This window comes from Hallella mizrahii (assembly GCF_009695775.1).
Taxonomy (GTDB): Bacteria; Bacteroidota; Bacteroidia; order Bacteroidales; family Bacteroidaceae; genus Prevotella; species Prevotella mizrahii.
In genome coordinates this window covers 1-15,832 of record NZ_VUNG01000025.1, presented here as the reverse complement: position 1 = coordinate 15,832, position 15,832 = coordinate 1, and the positions used below count along the sequence as shown (strand labels likewise).

The window sequence follows — 15,832 nt, the reverse complement described above, 5'->3', positions numbered from 1 at the left end:
TTCGGTAAGCATTATTAACACAGATATATAAGAGAAAACTATAAATCTAGGCATATGAATACAGGTAAAGTAGATGTTCTGCTGGGTCTTCAGTGGGGCGACGAAGGTAAAGGAAAGGTTGTCGACGTTCTTACGCCGCGGTATGATGTGGTAGCCCGTTTCCAAGGTGGCCCTAATGCCGGACATACCTTGGAGTTTGAAGGACAGAAATATGTGCTTCGCAGTATTCCGTCCGGTATCTTCCAAGGTGATAAGGTCAATATCATTGGCAACGGTGTGGTTTTGGCTCCTGATCTGTTTATGGACGAGGCTAAAGATCTTGAGAAGAGTGGGCATGAGCTGACTTCCAGACTCCACATTTCCAAGAAAGCACATCTGATTATGCCTACCCATAGAATTTTGGACCGCGCTATTGAGGCTGCTAAAGGCAAGAACAAAGTGGGGACGACCGGAAAAGGTATTGGACCGACGTATACCGACAAGGTCAGCCGTAATGGTCTGCGTGTGGGTGATATCCTTGAGAATTTTGACCAGAAATATGCTGCTCACAAAGAGCGTCACATGAAGATGCTGAAGGCTTTGGGCTGGACAGACTTCGAAGGGTTCGATGAGGTTGAGAAGAAATGGATGGAAGGTGTGGAGTATCTTCGCCAGTTCCATATCGTTGACAGCGAGCATGAGGTGAATAAGTTGTTGAAAGACAACAAGAGCATTCTTTGCGAAGGTGCGCAGGGTACAATGCTTGATGTGGACTTTGGCAGCTATCCCTTTGTCACATCCAGCAACACCATTTGTGCCGGAGCCTGTACAGGACTGGGCATCGGTCCCAACAAGATTGGCAATGTCTATGGTATCATGAAAGCCTATTGCACACGTGTGGGGGCTGGTCCTTTCCCAACCGAGCTCTTCGACGAGACGGGTAAGAAGATCAGAGACCTTGGTCACGAGTATGGCGCTGTGACGGGACGCGAGCGCCGTTGCGGATGGATCGATCTCGTACAGCTCCGTTATAGCATCATGGTTGACGGTGTGACGGAATTGATCATGATGAAGAGTGATGTCTTGGACGGCTTTGACACGATCAAGGCTTGTGTTGCTTATAAGTTGCCTGATGGCACTGTGACACGTGACTTCCCCTATGAGATTGACAACGTAGAGCCAGTCTATAAAGAGTTGCCGGGCTGGAAGACCGATATGACAAAGTTCACTTCTGAGGATCAGTTCCCGAAGGCCTTCGCTGATTATATCAAGTTCCTGGAGAATGAGCTGGAGACACGTATTGGCATCATCTCTATTGGACCGGATCGTGATCAGACGATTGTTAGAAAATAAATATCATTGATAATAGAATAGTATGGCAAATACGAAACCATCCATCCCAAAGGGTACCAGAGACTTTGGTCCTGAGGAGATGGCAAAGAGAAACTATATATTTAATACCATTAAGGAAGTGTACGCATTGTATGGCTTCCAACAGATAGAGACGCCGGCTATGGAGACCCTCCATACGCTGATGGGAAAATACGGTGACGAAGGTGATAAGCTCTTGTTCAAAGTCTTGAACTCAGGCGATTATCTCAAGGATATCTCTGATGAGGAGTTGAGGGATCGCAATGTTCTCCACTTGCAGTCCAAGTTGTGTGAGAAAGGCTTGCGCTATGATCTTACCGTGCCTTTCGCACGCTATGTGGTGATGCATCGCAACGAGTTGCAGTTGCCGTTTAAGCGATATCAAATCCAGCCGGTGTGGCGTGCTGACCGTCCTCAGAAAGGCAGATACCGCGAGTTCTATCAGTGTGATGCCGATATTGTCGGTTCCGACTCTTTGCTCAACGAGGTGGAGCTCATGCAGATTGTCGACACCGTGTTTCAGCGCTTTGGCATCAGAGTGCAGATCAAAATCAATAATCGCAAAATCCTCTCAGGATTGGCTGAGGTGATCGGTGAGGCTGACAAGATTGTAGACATCACTGTCGCCATCGATAAGTTGGATAAGATTGGGCTCGAAAAGGTCAACGAAGAGTTGCGGGAGAATGGCATCTCGGAAGAGGCTATTCAAAAGTTACAGCCGGTTATCGCGTTGACTGGTTTCAACGAGGAAAAGCTAAAAGTGATAGCTGACGTCTTGAAGGACTCTGAGACGGGATTAAAAGGCGTGGAAGAAACATCCTTCATCCTTAACGCGCTCAAGAAAGTAGGACTGAAGAATGAAATGCAGCTTGATCTTACACTTGCCCGCGGCCTCAACTACTATACCGGTGCCATCTTTGAAGTGAGAGCTTTGGACACGCCTATGGGCTCCATTACCGGTGGCGGTCGCTATGACAACCTTACGGGAATCTTTGGTATGCCCGGTCTCTCCGGCGTAGGCATCTCGTTTGGTGCTGACCGTATCTATGATGTCCTGAATGCGCTTGATCTGTATCCTAAAGATGCTGTTCGCTCAACACAGTTGCTTTTCATCAACTTTGGTGAGAAAGAGACCGAGTACTGCTTGCCAATCATCGCAAAGGCAAGAGAAACAGGTATTCGCACAGAGATCTATCCTGATGCTGTCAAGATGAAGAAGCAGATGTCCTATGCCAATGCTAAGCATATCGATTTCGTGGCTTTGGCTGGTGACAATGAGATAGAAGCAGGTAAAGTAACATTGAAGAACATGGTCACTGGTGAACAGAATTTGGTAGATGTCGATGAGATGATCAAGCAGGTACTGGGTTAATAGAATAGTTTCATAACTCTTTATAATGAAGGTAGTCTTAACGGACTACCTTTTTTCTTGTATATCGGGCATAAGCAGATTTGACTGTATCAAAGCCGGTTGCTGTTAGAAAGCTTTGAGTAAAAGTCCCAAGAAAAAAGAAGAGATGGGCTTTGTAGTTATAGAATAAATTACTAACTTTGCATTCATATAATATTCAATCTATAATAGCAATGTATAGAACAAATACATGTGGTGAGTTGCGCATCTCTGATGTCGGCAAGAAGGTTACGCTTGCCGGATGGGTGCAACGCACTCGTAAGATGGGAGGTATGACCTTTGTCGACTTGCGTGACCGTTATGGTATCACCCAGTTGGTGTTTAACGAGGCTACGGATAAAGAATTGTGCGATCAGGCAAATAAGCTTGGGCGTGAGTATTGTATTCAGGCTAAGGGTCTGGTACAGGAGCGCCAGAGCAAGAACGCCAAGATGGAGACAGGTGATATAGAGATTATCGTCGATGAGCTCAATATTCTCAGTCCTTCTCTTACTCCGCCATTCACAATAGAGGACCATACGGATGGTGGAGATGAGTTGAGAATGAAGTATCGCTATTTGGATCTTCGCCGCTCCGTTGTCAGACGCAATTTGGAGTTGCGCCACCGCATGACAATCCTTATCCGTAATTTCCTCGACAATCAGAAGTTTATTGAGGTGGAGACACCTGTGCTTATCGGTTCTACTCCTGAAGGGGCTCGTGACTTCGTTGTTCCCTCCCGTATGAATCCCGGTCAGTTCTACGCATTGCCCCAGAGTCCTCAAACTTTGAAGCAATTGCTCATGGTGGCTGGCTTTGATCGATATTTCCAGATAGCCAAATGCTTCCGTGACGAGGATCTTCGTGCCGACCGCCAGCCCGAGTTCACTCAGGTTGACTGCGAGATGAGTTTCGTGGATCAAGACGATGTCATCAACTTGTTTGAGGAGATGTGTCGCATGCTCTTCAAGGAAATCCGTGGTGTCGATCTTCCCAAGCCTCTGCAGCAGATGACATGGCATGAGGCTATGCGCCGTTTCGGTTCTGATAAGCCGGATCTTCGCTTTGGTATGGAGTTCGTAGAATTGATGGATGAGTTCAAAGGCAAGGGCGAATTCTCAGTCTTCAACGAGGCTAACTATATCGGTGGTATCTGTGCACCGGGTTGCGCCGACTATAGTAGAAAACAACTCAATGAGTTGACCGATTTTGTAAAGCGTCCCCAGGTGGGGGCTCAGGGACTAGTGTATATCAAATACAATGCTGATGGAACCATCAAGAGTTCTGTCGATAAGTTCTACTCTCAGGAAGTGCTTCAGGCCGTCTTGAAGAAAATGAATGCAAAGCCCGGTGACTTGGCACTGATTCTTTCCGGTAGTAATGCCAACAAGACGCGCGTTCAGCTTTGTAGCCTTCGTCTGTTGATGGGTGACCGTCTTGGGCTTCGCGATAAGAATGTGTTTAAATGTCTTTGGATCATCGACTTCCCACTCTTTGAGTGGAGCGATGAGGAGCAGCGTCTGATGGCAACACATCATCCTTTCACAATGCCTAATCCAGATGACATCCCATTGCTCGATGCACACCCAGAGCAGGTGCGCGCTAAGGCTTATGACTTTGTCTGCAATGGCATCGAAGTAGGTGGTGGCAGTCTGCGTATCCATGATACGAAGCTTCAGGAGAAGATGTTTGAAGTGTTAGGCTTCACGCCGGAACGTGCTGAGGCTCAGTTTGGCTTCTTGATGAATGCCTTCAAATACGGAGCACCACCTCACGCAGGTCTTGCTTTTGGCTTGGATCGTTTTGTAAGTATTCTTGCAGGCTTAGACAGTATCCGTGATTGCATTGCGTTCCCGAAGAACAACAATGGACGTGACGTGATGCTGGATGCTCCTTCAGCCCTTGAGCCTAAGCAGCTTGAAGAGTTGAAAATCAAAATCGATAAGGAATAGTCGTTATGATTGGTTGATATATGTCAAGTAGGTTTAAAACTTACTTGATGTATGTCAATAAATAATGCAACGATTATCACTTTGGTAAGTAATGAGACGACGTGTTACTAAAAAATATCTTATATTTGCAATAAGAAAGTAATAAATTAGTTGTATATTAACTATAAAATTTATTTTTACTAAGTTATGGCAGAAAAGAAAGCAACAACGAGAAGAACAGCTAGCAAGACAGCTACTGTAAAGAAAGCTGCAGCCCCCAAGAAGATGGCTGAGATTTTAGTAGACGCTGAGAATGCAGGATTCCGTGCAGGTGATGTTTATCAGGCATTGTCTGCAGCTGGCACTGCTCAGTCTGTCTCAGAGCTTTGCAAAGCAACCGGTAAGTCAGAGACAGAGATTCTGCTGGGTATTGGTTGGTTGCTTAAAGAGGGCAAAATCAAGGGAGAAGAAGGTAAGGTCGTTCTCGCTTAATATGTGAATACTTGTGCCGCAGCTTAGTATCTGACATACTAAGGTGCGGTTTGTTTTTTTTCTATGAAAGAGGCTGTCATTCGCATTATGTTGGAAGCTGGTAATAAAGGGATCAGCTTAAGATTTTTAGTGCTCCATGTGTATAATGCATCTAACAGTTTGTTTCATTCGGTCACCAAGGAAGAAGTTCGTGAGTATGTCTATAACTTGGTGCGGAATCATAGTACATTACCGACTGATCCTTTTGAGAGAATAGGATGGGGAAGATATAGAATTAATCTCCGGTCACAAAAGGTGGTTCAATCTTATATTGATTTTAATGGTGAGCAAAATGGATGCAAGACTGAGGAACAAAGATGTAGAAAGTCTGGTGTCGATGATCCTTCTTTTTTTTAAAAGGTATTGAAAGTCATTGGAAGTAAATTGGCAAAAAAGAAAACGTCAGGCTGGTATGTTTTCCGGTTTTCTTAATTTGTTCAATAACGACTTACAGGTGACGTTTTGGGTAATAACTATATTTGTGTGCTCAAGTACTGTGACAACGACTATATCCGGGAGAACAATCCCGTACTGCGCCGGGAGGTTCTCCGTTGAGAGAGAGAACGAAAAAATCGATAACAGTCCATATAGACAGACAGTCTAACCCAACTCGGGGCACGGACAATAGGACCGGAGGCGCTGTGCCGTTCCATGCTGAATATGCTGCAAATAAGCAAGTTTCTGTACTCCAAGGGTTGGAGCCGCGATCAGGTGACTCTTGCCATGATGCATATTTATAGTCCGTTCCATTTATCCATACTCAGAACTAAAGACGGTAAGGTATCTCAAGGAGGGCACGGCGCTGGCAGAGCTATTCTGTTTGACAAGGGGAAGATCACGAAGGATACACGCTGTAGAGTGCTCTTCGCCTGGATGTTCACCGGGATCTTGAGGACAGGCTCCACAAGCGTGTGTGTGATATATTCCACCTGGAGGAGAAGAAACTCCTCATTCTACATTGTCAATGCAAATTTTGAGGGGCAAATGAAAATCTCAGACCTATAGCGGTTCGGTCGCAGCAATGAAAAGCGCAACGACTGCAAGATCGTAGTTCTCACCGCAGTGGTGAATACAGAGGAACAGCTTGTAAGAACTATGATTTACGAGGGTAACCGTCAGGACAAGACTCTTCTCGATGTTGTCATCGGTTCCATATCCGAAGGAACTCCCCCAATGCCAAAAAGATAGTAGTCATGGATGCCGGATTCTAAACCAAGGATATTATTTATGTCTTATGAGCCGTATGCGGTGGTCAATACAGGCGGGAAGTTCCTCCTCGTAGTGTGTGACCATGATCAACGTCTTGTTGGGGCGTTTGCAGAAAGTCTCGATGACATCCTTCACCAGACGTCGGTTGGTATTATCAAGTCCATGGAGTGGTTCGTCGAGGATCAGCAGTTGAGGATCTTTGACGAAGGCTCGTGCGAGGAGTACGAGTCGTTGCTGTCCGCTGGAGAGCTTTAAGAAAGTCCGCTCTTCCAGACCTTCGAGACCGAAGACCGACATCCAGAAGCGGCATGTGTCATACTCGCTTTCGTCGGGCTTAACATACAGTCCCACGCTGTCCTTCAGTCCGCTTGCTACGATTCTGATGGCAGGGAGGTCACGCTGATAAGCGCGGTGCATTTCCGGCGACACGTAGCCAATATGCTTCTTGATGTCCCAAATGCTCTCTCCGCTTCCACGATTCTGATCGAAGAGACAGATGTCACATGCATAGCTCTGAGGGTTGTCAGCGCAGACGAGGCTCAATAGTGTAGACTTGCCTGCACCATTTTGTCCGCTCAGTGCCCAGTGCTCGCCATTGTGCACTGTCCAGTCGAGATCTTTAAGGATCACGCGCTTACCGTATTGTATGCGTACATTGTGCATCTTTACCACATCGTGGGCGTGATAGTCTTTCAGCCGTTCTGGCAAATCGAGGATAGCCTGTGCCTTGCTTTCGGATAGAACATGTGGAGGTATGGGCTGACGATGAGCCTGATACTCCTCAAGCGTGACCTTGGGCATCACCTTCATGCTTCTGACCTCAACCACATGGGTAATGAAGTCGGGGATATCGTCGCTTTTTGACAATACGAGGATGATCTGAAGATTCTGCTGTCCGACAAGCATCTTTAAGAGCTCCTTGAGCTGGTCTCTTGCCTCGGCATCCAGTCCGATGAACGGGTTGTCCATAATCAGTACTCTTGGAGCAGAAAGAAGGGCCTCGGTAAGTTTCAGTTTGCGGAGTTCACCGCTCGACAGCAGAATGATATATTTGTCGAGTAGCTTGTCGATGTTGAACATCTTATAGAGTCGGTCGCGCAACTCACGATGGCGTGGTGAGTCTTCGCCCGATCTCAGAAAAGCCTCGTCAAGTTTAGAGCCGACAGTAGGAGTCTCCTCGTTGATCTCCATTTGGTTCCATCGTTGCTGGAGGTAATAGCTTTTATCGTTGTCGCCGCCATAAGCGTCGCGGAAAGTGATATACTTAATATTGTCAGAGACCAGCGGACTGGTACTTGGGGAGAAATCGTATTGCACATCACGCATCAGCAGCGGATGACGACCGACGAGGATGTCAATGAGCATTGACTTGCCACCGCCGTTAGGTCCTACGATTGCCTGCTGCTCATCATCACGAAGTGTGTAGTTGACGGGTTCTGCCATGCGCCACGCAGGCATACGGGTTACGCCATTTTCAATTTTTATAATCTCTTGCATCACAATACTATTATGATTTATTTTATGTTGTCGTCTATAATCCACTGACTTTCGTGCGGTTCTTGTTGACAAAGTCCTTCCAGCTGCCATAGTGACGGTCCAGAGACTGGGGAGTTGAGCTTTGGAGGAAATGGCAATAAGCGGCACCGAGCGCGTCGGTGGCATCCAAGAATTTTGGCATATCACTTTGTTCGATCTTTAGCAGACGCTGCAACATGCCAGCTACCTGTTCCTTCGAGGCGTCTCCCTGTCCTGTGATCGCCATCTTGATCTTCAGTGGTGCATACTCATGGATAGGGATGTCATGGTGAATGGCAGCGGCAATGGCAACGCCCTGAGCACGTCCCAACTTCAGCATTGACTGCACATTCTTCCCAAAGAATGGTGCTTCGATAGCCATCTCGTCGGGGAGATACTCTTGGATGACACCGGTCACGCGGTCGAAGATGCGTCCCAGTTTCAGGTAGGGATCCGTCATCTTACGCATGTCGATGACCCCCATAGCGATCAGCCCTGCTTTATTACCGTTGACCCTGATGACTCCGTAGCCCATCACGTTGGTACCCGGATCGATGCCGAGGATGATCTTGTCCGTATTCACTCTTTTGCTCATCTGCTCTTCGTGCTGATGGTTAACGGTCGAGATATGGATTGGTGGTCTCTTCGTAGCCTATCGTTGTCATCTCGCCGTGCCCCGGCAATATCTGTGTAGCGTCGGGCAGTTGGCTGATGTGGCGCAGGCTTTGGATGATCATGAACATAGAACCGCCCTGAAAGTCAGTGCGTCCGATGCTGCCCTTGAATAGCGTGTCACCGGAGAAGGCCACATTCTCTTCTTCGCAATAGAAGAAGACACTGCCCGGTGAATGCCCCGGCGTCTCGATGATGGTAAAAGTATGATCTCCGAACGAGATCGTGTCATTGGCGGCAAGGTAGCGGCCCACGGGAGCAAAGTCGGCTTGAGACAGCTGCAATCCCATGATGGCGACAGCCTGCTCGGGGAGCTGCTGCATGAAAGCCTCGTCAGATACGGGTACCTCCGGCTTCAAGCCCCAAGTATCGTAAACAAATCGGTCACCGAGATGGTGATCCACATGACCGTGGGTAGCGATGAGATGGGTGGGCGTGAGAGTATTGTCATCAATATACTTTTTCAGCGCCTGCTTTTCTGCCTCGTAGTAAGCGCCGCAGTCTACAATCACACACTCCTTACTGCTGTCGGATACCACGTAGCAGTTTTCCCGGATGTCGTTGCAGACAAAACGTTCTATATTCATCATGATATTTTTATTCTTATTTTGTTCATCTATTAAAGACAAAAATCCGATAGAGCAACGATGATTATCGAGTCTTCACGGAATCTATAATGGCAAGTAGATGATTTGCTTGTCAGCGAACCACTCTTCGGTGAAATAGTCAGAGATAGGAGTGATCATCACCTTTTTGCCAAAGGGCTTCAACTCTTCGTTGAGATTGCCGCCCTTCAGAGCGATGACACCATTAGGGAGTGCGTTATGCTGTGTCTTGGCAATATTTTTCTTGACAATTTTTACCATGTCTGGCAGGGGCATGACAGCGCGTGAGACAACAAAGTCGAAGTGCTCCTTCTCTTCCTCGCCTCTGCGGTGAACAGCCTCCACATTGTGAAGTTCCAAAGCTGTGGCCACCTCGTTTACGACTCTGATTTTTTTTCCCGTGCCGTCGATCATCCGGAACTGACAATCGGGAAACATGATAGCCAGCGGAATACCTGGGAATCCGCCTCCGGTTCCGAAGTCAAGGATGTGGGTTCCGGGCTTAAACTGGATCAACTTGGCAATAGCCAACGAGTGGAGCACATGATGGAGATAGAGGTTGTCGATATCCTTGCGCGAGATGACATTGATCTTGGAGTTCCAATCGTGGTAAAGCTCATCCAAGGCGGCAAACTGCGATTGCTGCTCAGTGGAAAGATGAGGGAAATATTTGACTATTGTTTGCATGAGCTGTTGGTTTTCCTTATAATATTGCAAAGTTACGAGATTATTTCGTAACTTTGCAACGAAATTAATAAAATGTAATGATTAAAGCAGCATTATTTGATTTAGATGGGGTAGTGGTGGATTCTGAAAGCCAGTACACAAAGTTTTGGGGCAGCCAGTTTCATCTCTACTATCCTCAGGAGAAAGGATTGGAGCAGAGGATTAAAGGAATGACTCTGGTGGAAATCTTTTCGACCTATTTCAATGGTCAAGCCGAGACACAGGAAGCCATCACGAAAAGACTCAATGAGTTTGAGCGACGGATGACCTATGACTATATTTCAGGATTTCAAGAGTTTATCAAGAAAGTCAAGGATGCATCTTTGGCGACAGCCATCGTGACGAGCAGCAATCAGCAGAAGATGTCCAACGTATTCCGTTGCCATCCCGAGTTAAGCGACTACTTCGATGCTGTGTTGACGAGTGAAGATTTTGACAAGAGCAAGCCCGACCCAGACGGTTATCTCAAGGCTGCGCAACGCCTTCATTGTCAACCCAATGAGTGTGTTGGCTTTGAGGATAGCATTAATGGGGTGAAAGCCTTGGATGCGGCGAAGATGTTTGTCGTGGGATTGGCCACTACCAATCGTCCGGAAGCGCTGAAACCATGGTGCAACCTTATTGTTGATGACTTTACATATTTGGATTTAAACGTCTTGCTCACAGAACAAGGAAAGTAAAAAGATTGATCGATTCACAAGATGGACACGCAAAATACTCCCATACACTTCAAGCTGTGGCATCGTTCGTTTTGGTATCTGGCCATTGCTAATTTCTTTCTGGCGGCCTCAGTATACGCGCTGCTCCCGGTACTGCCTTTTACCCTCCATGCTCATCATGGCGAATTGATGGCAGTGGTGTATGTTTTTTGGGCTTATTGCTTGGGCATCTATCTGCCGGGGCCAAGCATCTCTTGGCTGGTTCAGCGCTTCCGTCGCAATTATGTGTGTCTGTTCGGTATCTTGCTTCTTGCCGGTGTGATCGGCTTTTTTGCTCTGACTCACAATCGCTTACCAATATTTTTGGTCTTAGGTGCTCTGCTGTTGGGAATAGCTTATGGTTTGGCCAAGATGACAATCGTCAGCACGCTGATCATCGACACATGTGAATCGTTTCAGCGCACCGAGGCCAACCACTCCTCCGATTGGTTGGGGCGCTTAGCGTTGGCGGTAGGCCCCTTTGCGGGTTTTTGGACTTACTATAAGTTTGGCTTTGGCTATGTAGAGTTTGTCTCTTTGGCTTTTGCCGCCCTTGCCTTTCTTTTCTTGTCCCGCGTCCATTTTCCTTTCAAGGCTCCGGGCGAAGATGTTCACCACATGTGTTTGGATCGTTTTTTCCTTCCGCAAGGCACAAAGCTCTTTTTCAACTTCATGTTGGCGACCCTGTCAATGGGACTTATCATCAGCACCCAACAGTCTTGTCATTTCTACCTATTTATGCTGGCTGGCTTTTTGCTGGCCATTATCTCGGAGAAATATGTTTTTGCCAATGCCAATCTGAAGAGTGAGACCTTTGTGGGTTGTTTTGTGCTTGTCGCGGCCTTGTTGTTGATGCTCTTCCGTCAGGAGCGGGCAGCGACGGTGATCGCAGACGCTTTTTGTGGTTATGGCATCGGAATTCTTGGCTCCCGCTTTCTGCTGTTCTTTATCAAACTGGCCCATCATTGTGAGCGTGGTACTTCCCAAAGCACTTTCTTCCTTTCTTGGGAGACAGGGATGGCACTCGGCATGGCACTCGGATGGAGTTTGGCAAGCCGTGAGGCATTGATCGTGGCCCTATGTCTGATTGTCGCTGCGCTTGTCATCTACAATTTCCTGGTTCATCCTTGGTATTTGACGCATAAAAACAGATAACTCCTAAGAAAGAAAATTCCTTAGGAGTTAGTACGTAGCAAGATAGCGAATTATAGACTAAAACGCAATCATAAACTTTCGCAGACAGTTATTTTCCGACATATTTATTTCCTTGTCTTCTTGATCATTGCGTAGTCCTTCTTGTGGAAGACGACATCGAGGAGCACTTTCTTTGAAGAGGCCGAGCGGAAAACATAGTGGAAAGAGTATCCCTTGTCCTTGAAAGCCTTGTTACGGGTGTCTTCCTTCAGTCCGCTGAGCAGAATCGTACGCAGCGTGTCGTGGCGTGCCGTAAAGATTCTTGCGTCATCGAGTTTGCCGTTGACCAGATAGTAGTAGTTGAACGTACGTGTAGCACGGTTGAAACCGATACTGTCCGTGCGTGTGTTGCCCTGGTACGGGGTAGGGCAGTACTGGGCCGTGTAGTCTTTGCATTCTTTTTCAGCACGGTCCTCCAGCGTCTGATGATGACAAGCGGTTAACGTCAAGCCAGTGAATAGCAGCAGAACTAAAAACCTAAAACCAATCTTCTTCATATTGCGTGAAATTCCTTTTTTGTGCAAAGTTAATAAAAATAATGATAGATAGCTACCCAATTTTGCTTAGATTTTCGTAACTTTGCGTAAAAGATAAAGAAGAAGATGGAACATATAAGGAATTTCTGCATCATCGCACACATTGATCACGGAAAATCAACGCTTGCTGATCGTATGCTGGAATACACCAATACGATTAAGATTACCGAAAACCAGATGCTTGACGACATGGATCTGGAAAGAGAGCGTGGCATCACCATCAAGAGCCATGCTATACAGATGGAGTACAAGCATAACGGTGAAAACTATATACTCAATCTCATCGACACTCCGGGACACGTCGACTTCAGCTATGAGGTATCGCGTAGCATCGCGGCTTGCGAGGGTGCTCTCTTGGTTGTGGACGCTACTCAGGGCGTGCAGGCGCAGACCATTTCCAATCTCTATATGGCCATTGACCACGATTTGGAGATTATCCCGGTCATCAACAAGATCGACATGCCCAACGCCATGCCCGACGAGGTAGAGGACGAGATTGTGGACTTGATAGGTTGCGATCCCTCCGAGATCATCCGCGCCAGTGGTAAGACGGGAGAAGGTGTCCCCGACATTCTCGATGCTGTGGTAGAGCGCATTCCTGCACCTAAGGGAGACAAGACGAAGCCTTTGCAGGCACTGATCTTCGACTCGATCTTCAACTCTTTCCGTGGCATCATCGTGCTCTGCAAAGTAGAGAATGGCGTGATTCGCACCGGAGATAAGTTGAAATTCGTCCAGACGGGGATGGAATATACCGCTGACGAAGTTGGTGTGCTCAAGATGGATATGGAGCCTCGCAAACAACTCTCAACGGGTGAGGTCGGCTATGTCATCTCGGGCATCAAAAACGCTACGGAGGTGAAAGTCGGTGAAACGATCACACACGTCGACGCGCCCTGCGACAAGGCTATAGAGGGATTCCAAGAGGTGAAACCGATGGTGTTTGCCGGTGTTTATCCGATTGATCCCAATGAATATGAGAACCTCAGAGCATCACTTGAGAAACTGCAGCTCAACGATGCCGCACTGACATTTATGCCGGAGTCTTCCCAGGCTTTGGGCTTTGGCTTCCGTTGTGGCTTCCTCGGATTGCTTCACATGGAAATCGTACAGGAGCGACTCGACCGGGAGTTCAACATGGAGGTAATCACTACGGTGCCCAACGTCTCATATATGGTCTACGACAAGCAGGGACACGCAATGGAGGTGCACAACCCCAGTGGACTGCCAGATCCTACGCTCATCGACCACATTGAGGAGCCTTATATCCGGGCAAGCATCATCACGTCGGCCGAATATATCGGTCCGATCATGCGGCTCTGTCTCGACAAGCGTGGTGAGTTGCTCGACCAGCAATATGTCTCGGGCAATCGCGTGGAACTGCATTTCATGTTGCCATTGGGTGAGATTGTCATCGACTTCTACGACAAGTTGAAGTCTATCTCCAAAGGGTATGCGTCGTTTGACTATCATATCGATTCCTATCGTCCGTCGAAGTTGGCCAAGCTCGACATATTGCTTAACGGAGAGCCCGTTGACGCACTCTCCACATTGACTCATCAAGACAATGCTGTCACTTTGGGTAGGAGGATGTGTGAGAAGCTCAAGGACTTGATTCCGCGTCAGCAGTTCGACATTGCAATCCAAGCTGCCATCGGTGCCAAGATCGTAGCGCGGGAGACCGTGAAGCAAGTTAGGAAAGACGTCCTCGCCAAGTGCTATGGTGGTGATGTCAGCCGTAAGCGTAAGCTCTTGGAGAAGCAGAAAAAGGGCAAGAAACGTATGAAGCAGATTGGCAATGTTCAAGTGCCACAGAAGGCATTCTTGGCAGTACTGAAACTTGATTAGACATGATAGAGAAGTATAGATATTTATTGTTTAAGAGAGGAGTAACTCCAATATTTAATCTTATTGAGGGGAAATAGAAATGAAAGACTATCATAACACAACGCGGGACATAGCCCGTGAGTTGGCAAGAAAATACAGTACGATGACGCACGATGAGCTCGATATCTTGGAGAGCATCATCGTGCCAAAGAAATACGCTAAAGGAGAGATGATTCTTCGCGAAGGAGAGACTTGCGAGGACATCAGCTATATCGATCGTGGACTGGTCCGTCAGTTCTATTTCAAAAACGATAAAGAGCTGACGGAGCACATTGGCTCTGATGGCGAGATCTTCATGTGCATTGAGAGTCTGTTCCGTGAGGAGCCCACACATCTGCAGGTAGAGGCTCTGGAGCCTTGCATCATCTATTGCTTGCCGAAGCGCAGGCTGGAGCAAGTGGCCCTTCACAATGTCAACATTCAGATTCTCTACCGTAAGATATTGGAAGAGAGTCTGATCATCTCGCAAGTTCACGCCGACTTGGTGCGCTTTGAATCAGCTCAGAGCCGCTATCAGAAGCTTTGCAAGCTGAAGCCTCAAGTGGTGTTGCGCGCCCCATTGGTGTATATCGCCAGCTATCTGCAGATGACCCCTGAGACGCTCAGCAGAGTCCGGGCGCAGAAAAGTGAGGGATAATTCCCTTATTATTGAATCCAAAAAAGCCATGAAAGATACACATATATAATATGGTGTGTCATTCATGGCTTTTCTTTTGTGAGACTTGCGGCTATCCTTTATTTCAAGCAGGATGCCTTTCGAAGCCGATGTCTAACAGGGAAACACCGTCCTTAGAAGTCTTGCAGAGTTCTCTAAAATAGTTTGCAGAATGGGATAATCCATAATATTTTGAAATAATCCTTAAGCAGGTACTTCCACAATCCATGGAGTCTAATTGATGGTAAAATGGAAATCGGTTTGCCATATAATAAGTTTAAACTTCTGAAGTTAGAATTTGTGATGAAGATTAAAAATAGCATCTACATTTTTGTAACCTTTCTTTCTCATAAAAGCATTAAAGGAGCCTATAGTGTACTTTGATGATAATTGTAAATTCAAATACTCTATCAATGCCTGACAAAACCTCCGGTCTCCACCATTTGCTACTGCATAGTTATGTAATTTCAAAGGCATGAGGTCATAGTATACCCAGTATGTGTTTAAAGAATCTATACAGGAGACGGAAATCTCATGCTCAGACCTTAATAAATGCTTTAATTGTTTATCTGAAATATATTTATCCCTTATATTTTCCTCGTGCTTTATCAAGATGCTGTCATTGCTCTTTCGACAATCAAATATAACAGATGCTATATATTCAATTGTAGACTCTTTAAAGAAATTGTCTTCAAAACTATTTGTTTTGAATTTTCTTGTAAAACAGGTATGAAGACACTCGTGTAATAAGGTTTCATTGTAAAACATAGAGTGATCCACCAAGTTAATGGCATATGAGTTTTTTGTTCTGTGTGGTGATGTCCGTACTAATATTCGTTAAATAATTAGTTGCTCTTTTGTAATCTTCTAAAATACAGCTACTTTTATGGAAAAAACCAAGCCAATGTTACTCAAAGACTTCTTCAATAGATT

The 15,832-nt window shown here is 46.6% G+C and carries 15 protein-coding genes and 1 pseudogene; 10 read left to right on the top strand and 6 right to left on the bottom strand.

Going from position 1 to position 15,832, the window contains the following annotated elements:
• Positions 1–54: 54 nt before the first annotated feature.
• The 6 genes and pseudogenes from FYJ73_RS09840 to FYJ73_RS16355 all read left to right on the top strand — a co-directional run.
• Positions 55–1,332 (top strand): adenylosuccinate synthase, encoded by a 1,278-nt coding sequence (locus FYJ73_RS09840; RefSeq protein ID WP_154534553.1) that lies wholly within the window; start codon positions 55–57, stop codon positions 1,330–1,332.
• A gap of 22 nt (positions 1,333–1,354) precedes the next feature.
• A complete protein-coding gene (gene hisS, locus FYJ73_RS09835) occupies positions 1,355–2,722 on the top strand; it encodes a histidine--tRNA ligase (RefSeq protein ID WP_154534552.1) in 1,368 nt (455 codons plus the stop codon).
• 212 nt (positions 2,723–2,934) lie between these two features.
• A complete protein-coding gene (aspS, locus tag FYJ73_RS09830; RefSeq protein WP_154534551.1) occupies positions 2,935–4,692 on the top strand; it encodes an aspartate--tRNA ligase in 1,758 nt (585 codons plus the stop codon).
• Positions 4,693–4,878: 186 nt separating this feature from the next.
• Positions 4,879–5,163 carry a winged helix-turn-helix domain-containing protein gene (locus tag FYJ73_RS09825; protein ID WP_154534550.1) on the top strand — a complete coding sequence of 95 codons (285 nt, stop codon included), beginning with the start codon at positions 4,879–4,881 and terminating at the stop codon, positions 5,161–5,163.
• Positions 5,164–5,226: 63 nt separating this feature from the next.
• Positions 5,227–5,559 carry a hypothetical protein gene (locus tag FYJ73_RS15720; protein WP_206081759.1) on the top strand — a complete coding sequence of 111 codons (333 nt, stop codon included), beginning with the start codon at positions 5,227–5,229 and terminating at the stop codon, positions 5,557–5,559.
• A 129-nt stretch (positions 5,560–5,688) separates the two neighbouring features.
• Positions 5,689–6,410: pseudogene (locus FYJ73_RS16355) on the top strand (transposase); the annotation flags it as partial.
• 13 nt (positions 6,411–6,423) lie between these two features.
• Here FYJ73_RS16355 and FYJ73_RS09820 read toward each other — a convergent pair.
• The 4 genes from FYJ73_RS09820 to rsmG form a co-directional block, all read right to left on the bottom strand.
• The gene (locus FYJ73_RS09820) at positions 6,424–7,908 is read right to left on the bottom strand and encodes an ATP-binding cassette domain-containing protein (RefSeq protein WP_154534549.1); all 1,485 of its coding nucleotides are present in this window, start codon (positions 7,906–7,908) and stop codon (positions 6,424–6,426) included.
• Between the two features lie 34 nt (positions 7,909–7,942).
• Complete coding sequence (gene ruvC, locus FYJ73_RS09815; protein WP_154534548.1) at positions 7,943–8,521, bottom strand: crossover junction endodeoxyribonuclease RuvC; 579 nt, start codon at positions 8,519–8,521, stop codon at positions 7,943–7,945.
• Between the two features lie 19 nt (positions 8,522–8,540).
• Entirely contained in the window at positions 8,541–9,188 is a 648-nt protein-coding gene (locus tag FYJ73_RS09810) for an MBL fold metallo-hydrolase (RefSeq protein ID WP_154534547.1), read from the bottom strand.
• An 81-nt stretch (positions 9,189–9,269) separates the two neighbouring features.
• Positions 9,270–9,890 (bottom strand): 16S rRNA (guanine(527)-N(7))-methyltransferase RsmG, encoded by a 621-nt coding sequence (gene rsmG, locus FYJ73_RS09805; protein WP_154534546.1) that lies wholly within the window; start codon positions 9,888–9,890, stop codon positions 9,270–9,272.
• 77 nt (positions 9,891–9,967) lie between these two features.
• Between rsmG and FYJ73_RS09800 the strand changes: the two genes are divergently transcribed.
• Together FYJ73_RS09800 and FYJ73_RS09795 are read left to right on the top strand one after the other, a co-directional pair.
• Positions 9,968–10,609: an HAD family hydrolase gene (locus FYJ73_RS09800; protein WP_154534545.1), complete on the top strand. Its 642-nt coding sequence runs from the start codon at positions 9,968–9,970 to the stop codon at positions 10,607–10,609.
• Between the two features lie 21 nt (positions 10,610–10,630).
• Positions 10,631–11,782, top strand: coding sequence for an MFS transporter (locus FYJ73_RS09795; RefSeq protein ID WP_154534544.1), 1,152 nt, complete (start codon positions 10,631–10,633; stop codon positions 11,780–11,782).
• 104 nt (positions 11,783–11,886) lie between these two features.
• Here FYJ73_RS09795 and FYJ73_RS09790 read toward each other — a convergent pair whose 3' ends face one another.
• Positions 11,887–12,318 (bottom strand): hypothetical protein, encoded by a 432-nt coding sequence (locus FYJ73_RS09790; RefSeq protein WP_154534543.1) that lies wholly within the window; start codon positions 12,316–12,318, stop codon positions 11,887–11,889.
• A gap of 105 nt (positions 12,319–12,423) precedes the next feature.
• On the opposite strand from FYJ73_RS09790, the gene lepA reads away from it, so the two are divergent.
• On the top strand, positions 12,424–14,205 hold the full coding sequence (lepA, locus tag FYJ73_RS09785) for a translation elongation factor 4 (RefSeq protein ID WP_154534542.1): 1,782 nt from the start codon (positions 12,424–12,426) through the stop codon (positions 14,203–14,205).
• A gap of 79 nt (positions 14,206–14,284) precedes the next feature.
• Positions 14,285–14,881, top strand: a complete 597-nt coding sequence (locus FYJ73_RS09780) for a Crp/Fnr family transcriptional regulator (RefSeq protein WP_154534541.1) — start codon at positions 14,285–14,287, stop codon at positions 14,879–14,881.
• A 103-nt stretch (positions 14,882–14,984) separates the two neighbouring features.
• On the opposite strand, the gene FYJ73_RS16330 is transcribed toward FYJ73_RS09780, so the two are convergent.
• Positions 14,985–15,167 carry a cysteine peptidase family C39 domain-containing protein gene (locus tag FYJ73_RS16330; RefSeq protein ID WP_154534540.1) on the bottom strand — a complete coding sequence of 61 codons (183 nt, stop codon included), beginning with the start codon at positions 15,165–15,167 and terminating at the stop codon, positions 14,985–14,987.
• Positions 15,168–15,832 lie beyond the last annotated feature (665 nt).

What these genes read in the sequence shown, in the direction of transcription:
- FYJ73_RS16330 (WP_154534540.1), bottom strand. Translation starts at nt 15,167, where the DNA reads ATGGCAAACCGATTTCCATTTTACCATCAATTAGACTCCATGGATTGT.
- FYJ73_RS09780 (WP_154534541.1), top strand. Translation starts at nt 14,285, where the DNA reads ATGAAAGACTATCATAACACAACGCGGGACATAGCCCGTGAGTTGGCA.
- FYJ73_RS09795 (WP_154534544.1), top strand. Translation starts at nt 10,631, where the DNA reads ATGGACACGCAAAATACTCCCATACACTTCAAGCTGTGGCATCGTTCG.
- FYJ73_RS09800 (WP_154534545.1), top strand. Translation starts at nt 9,968, where the DNA reads ATGATTAAAGCAGCATTATTTGATTTAGATGGGGTAGTGGTGGATTCT.
- rsmG (WP_154534546.1), bottom strand. Translation starts at nt 9,890, where the DNA reads ATGCAAACAATAGTCAAATATTTCCCTCATCTTTCCACTGAGCAGCAA.
- ruvC (WP_154534548.1), bottom strand. Translation starts at nt 8,521, where the DNA reads ATGAGCAAAAGAGTGAATACGGACAAGATCATCCTCGGCATCGATCCG.
- aspS (WP_154534551.1), top strand. Translation starts at nt 2,935, where the DNA reads ATGTATAGAACAAATACATGTGGTGAGTTGCGCATCTCTGATGTCGGC.
- FYJ73_RS09810 (WP_154534547.1), bottom strand. Translation starts at nt 9,188, where the DNA reads ATGATGAATATAGAACGTTTTGTCTGCAACGACATCCGGGAAAACTGC.
- FYJ73_RS15720 (WP_206081759.1), top strand. Translation starts at nt 5,227, where the DNA reads ATGAAAGAGGCTGTCATTCGCATTATGTTGGAAGCTGGTAATAAAGGG.
- hisS (WP_154534552.1), top strand. Translation starts at nt 1,355, where the DNA reads ATGGCAAATACGAAACCATCCATCCCAAAGGGTACCAGAGACTTTGGT.
- FYJ73_RS09840 (WP_154534553.1), top strand. Translation starts at nt 55, where the DNA reads ATGAATACAGGTAAAGTAGATGTTCTGCTGGGTCTTCAGTGGGGCGAC.
- FYJ73_RS09790 (WP_154534543.1), bottom strand. Translation starts at nt 12,318, where the DNA reads ATGAAGAAGATTGGTTTTAGGTTTTTAGTTCTGCTGCTATTCACTGGC.
- lepA (WP_154534542.1), top strand. Translation starts at nt 12,424, where the DNA reads ATGGAACATATAAGGAATTTCTGCATCATCGCACACATTGATCACGGA.
- FYJ73_RS09820 (WP_154534549.1), bottom strand. Translation starts at nt 7,908, where the DNA reads ATGCAAGAGATTATAAAAATTGAAAATGGCGTAACCCGTATGCCTGCG.
- FYJ73_RS09825 (WP_154534550.1), top strand. Translation starts at nt 4,879, where the DNA reads ATGGCAGAAAAGAAAGCAACAACGAGAAGAACAGCTAGCAAGACAGCT.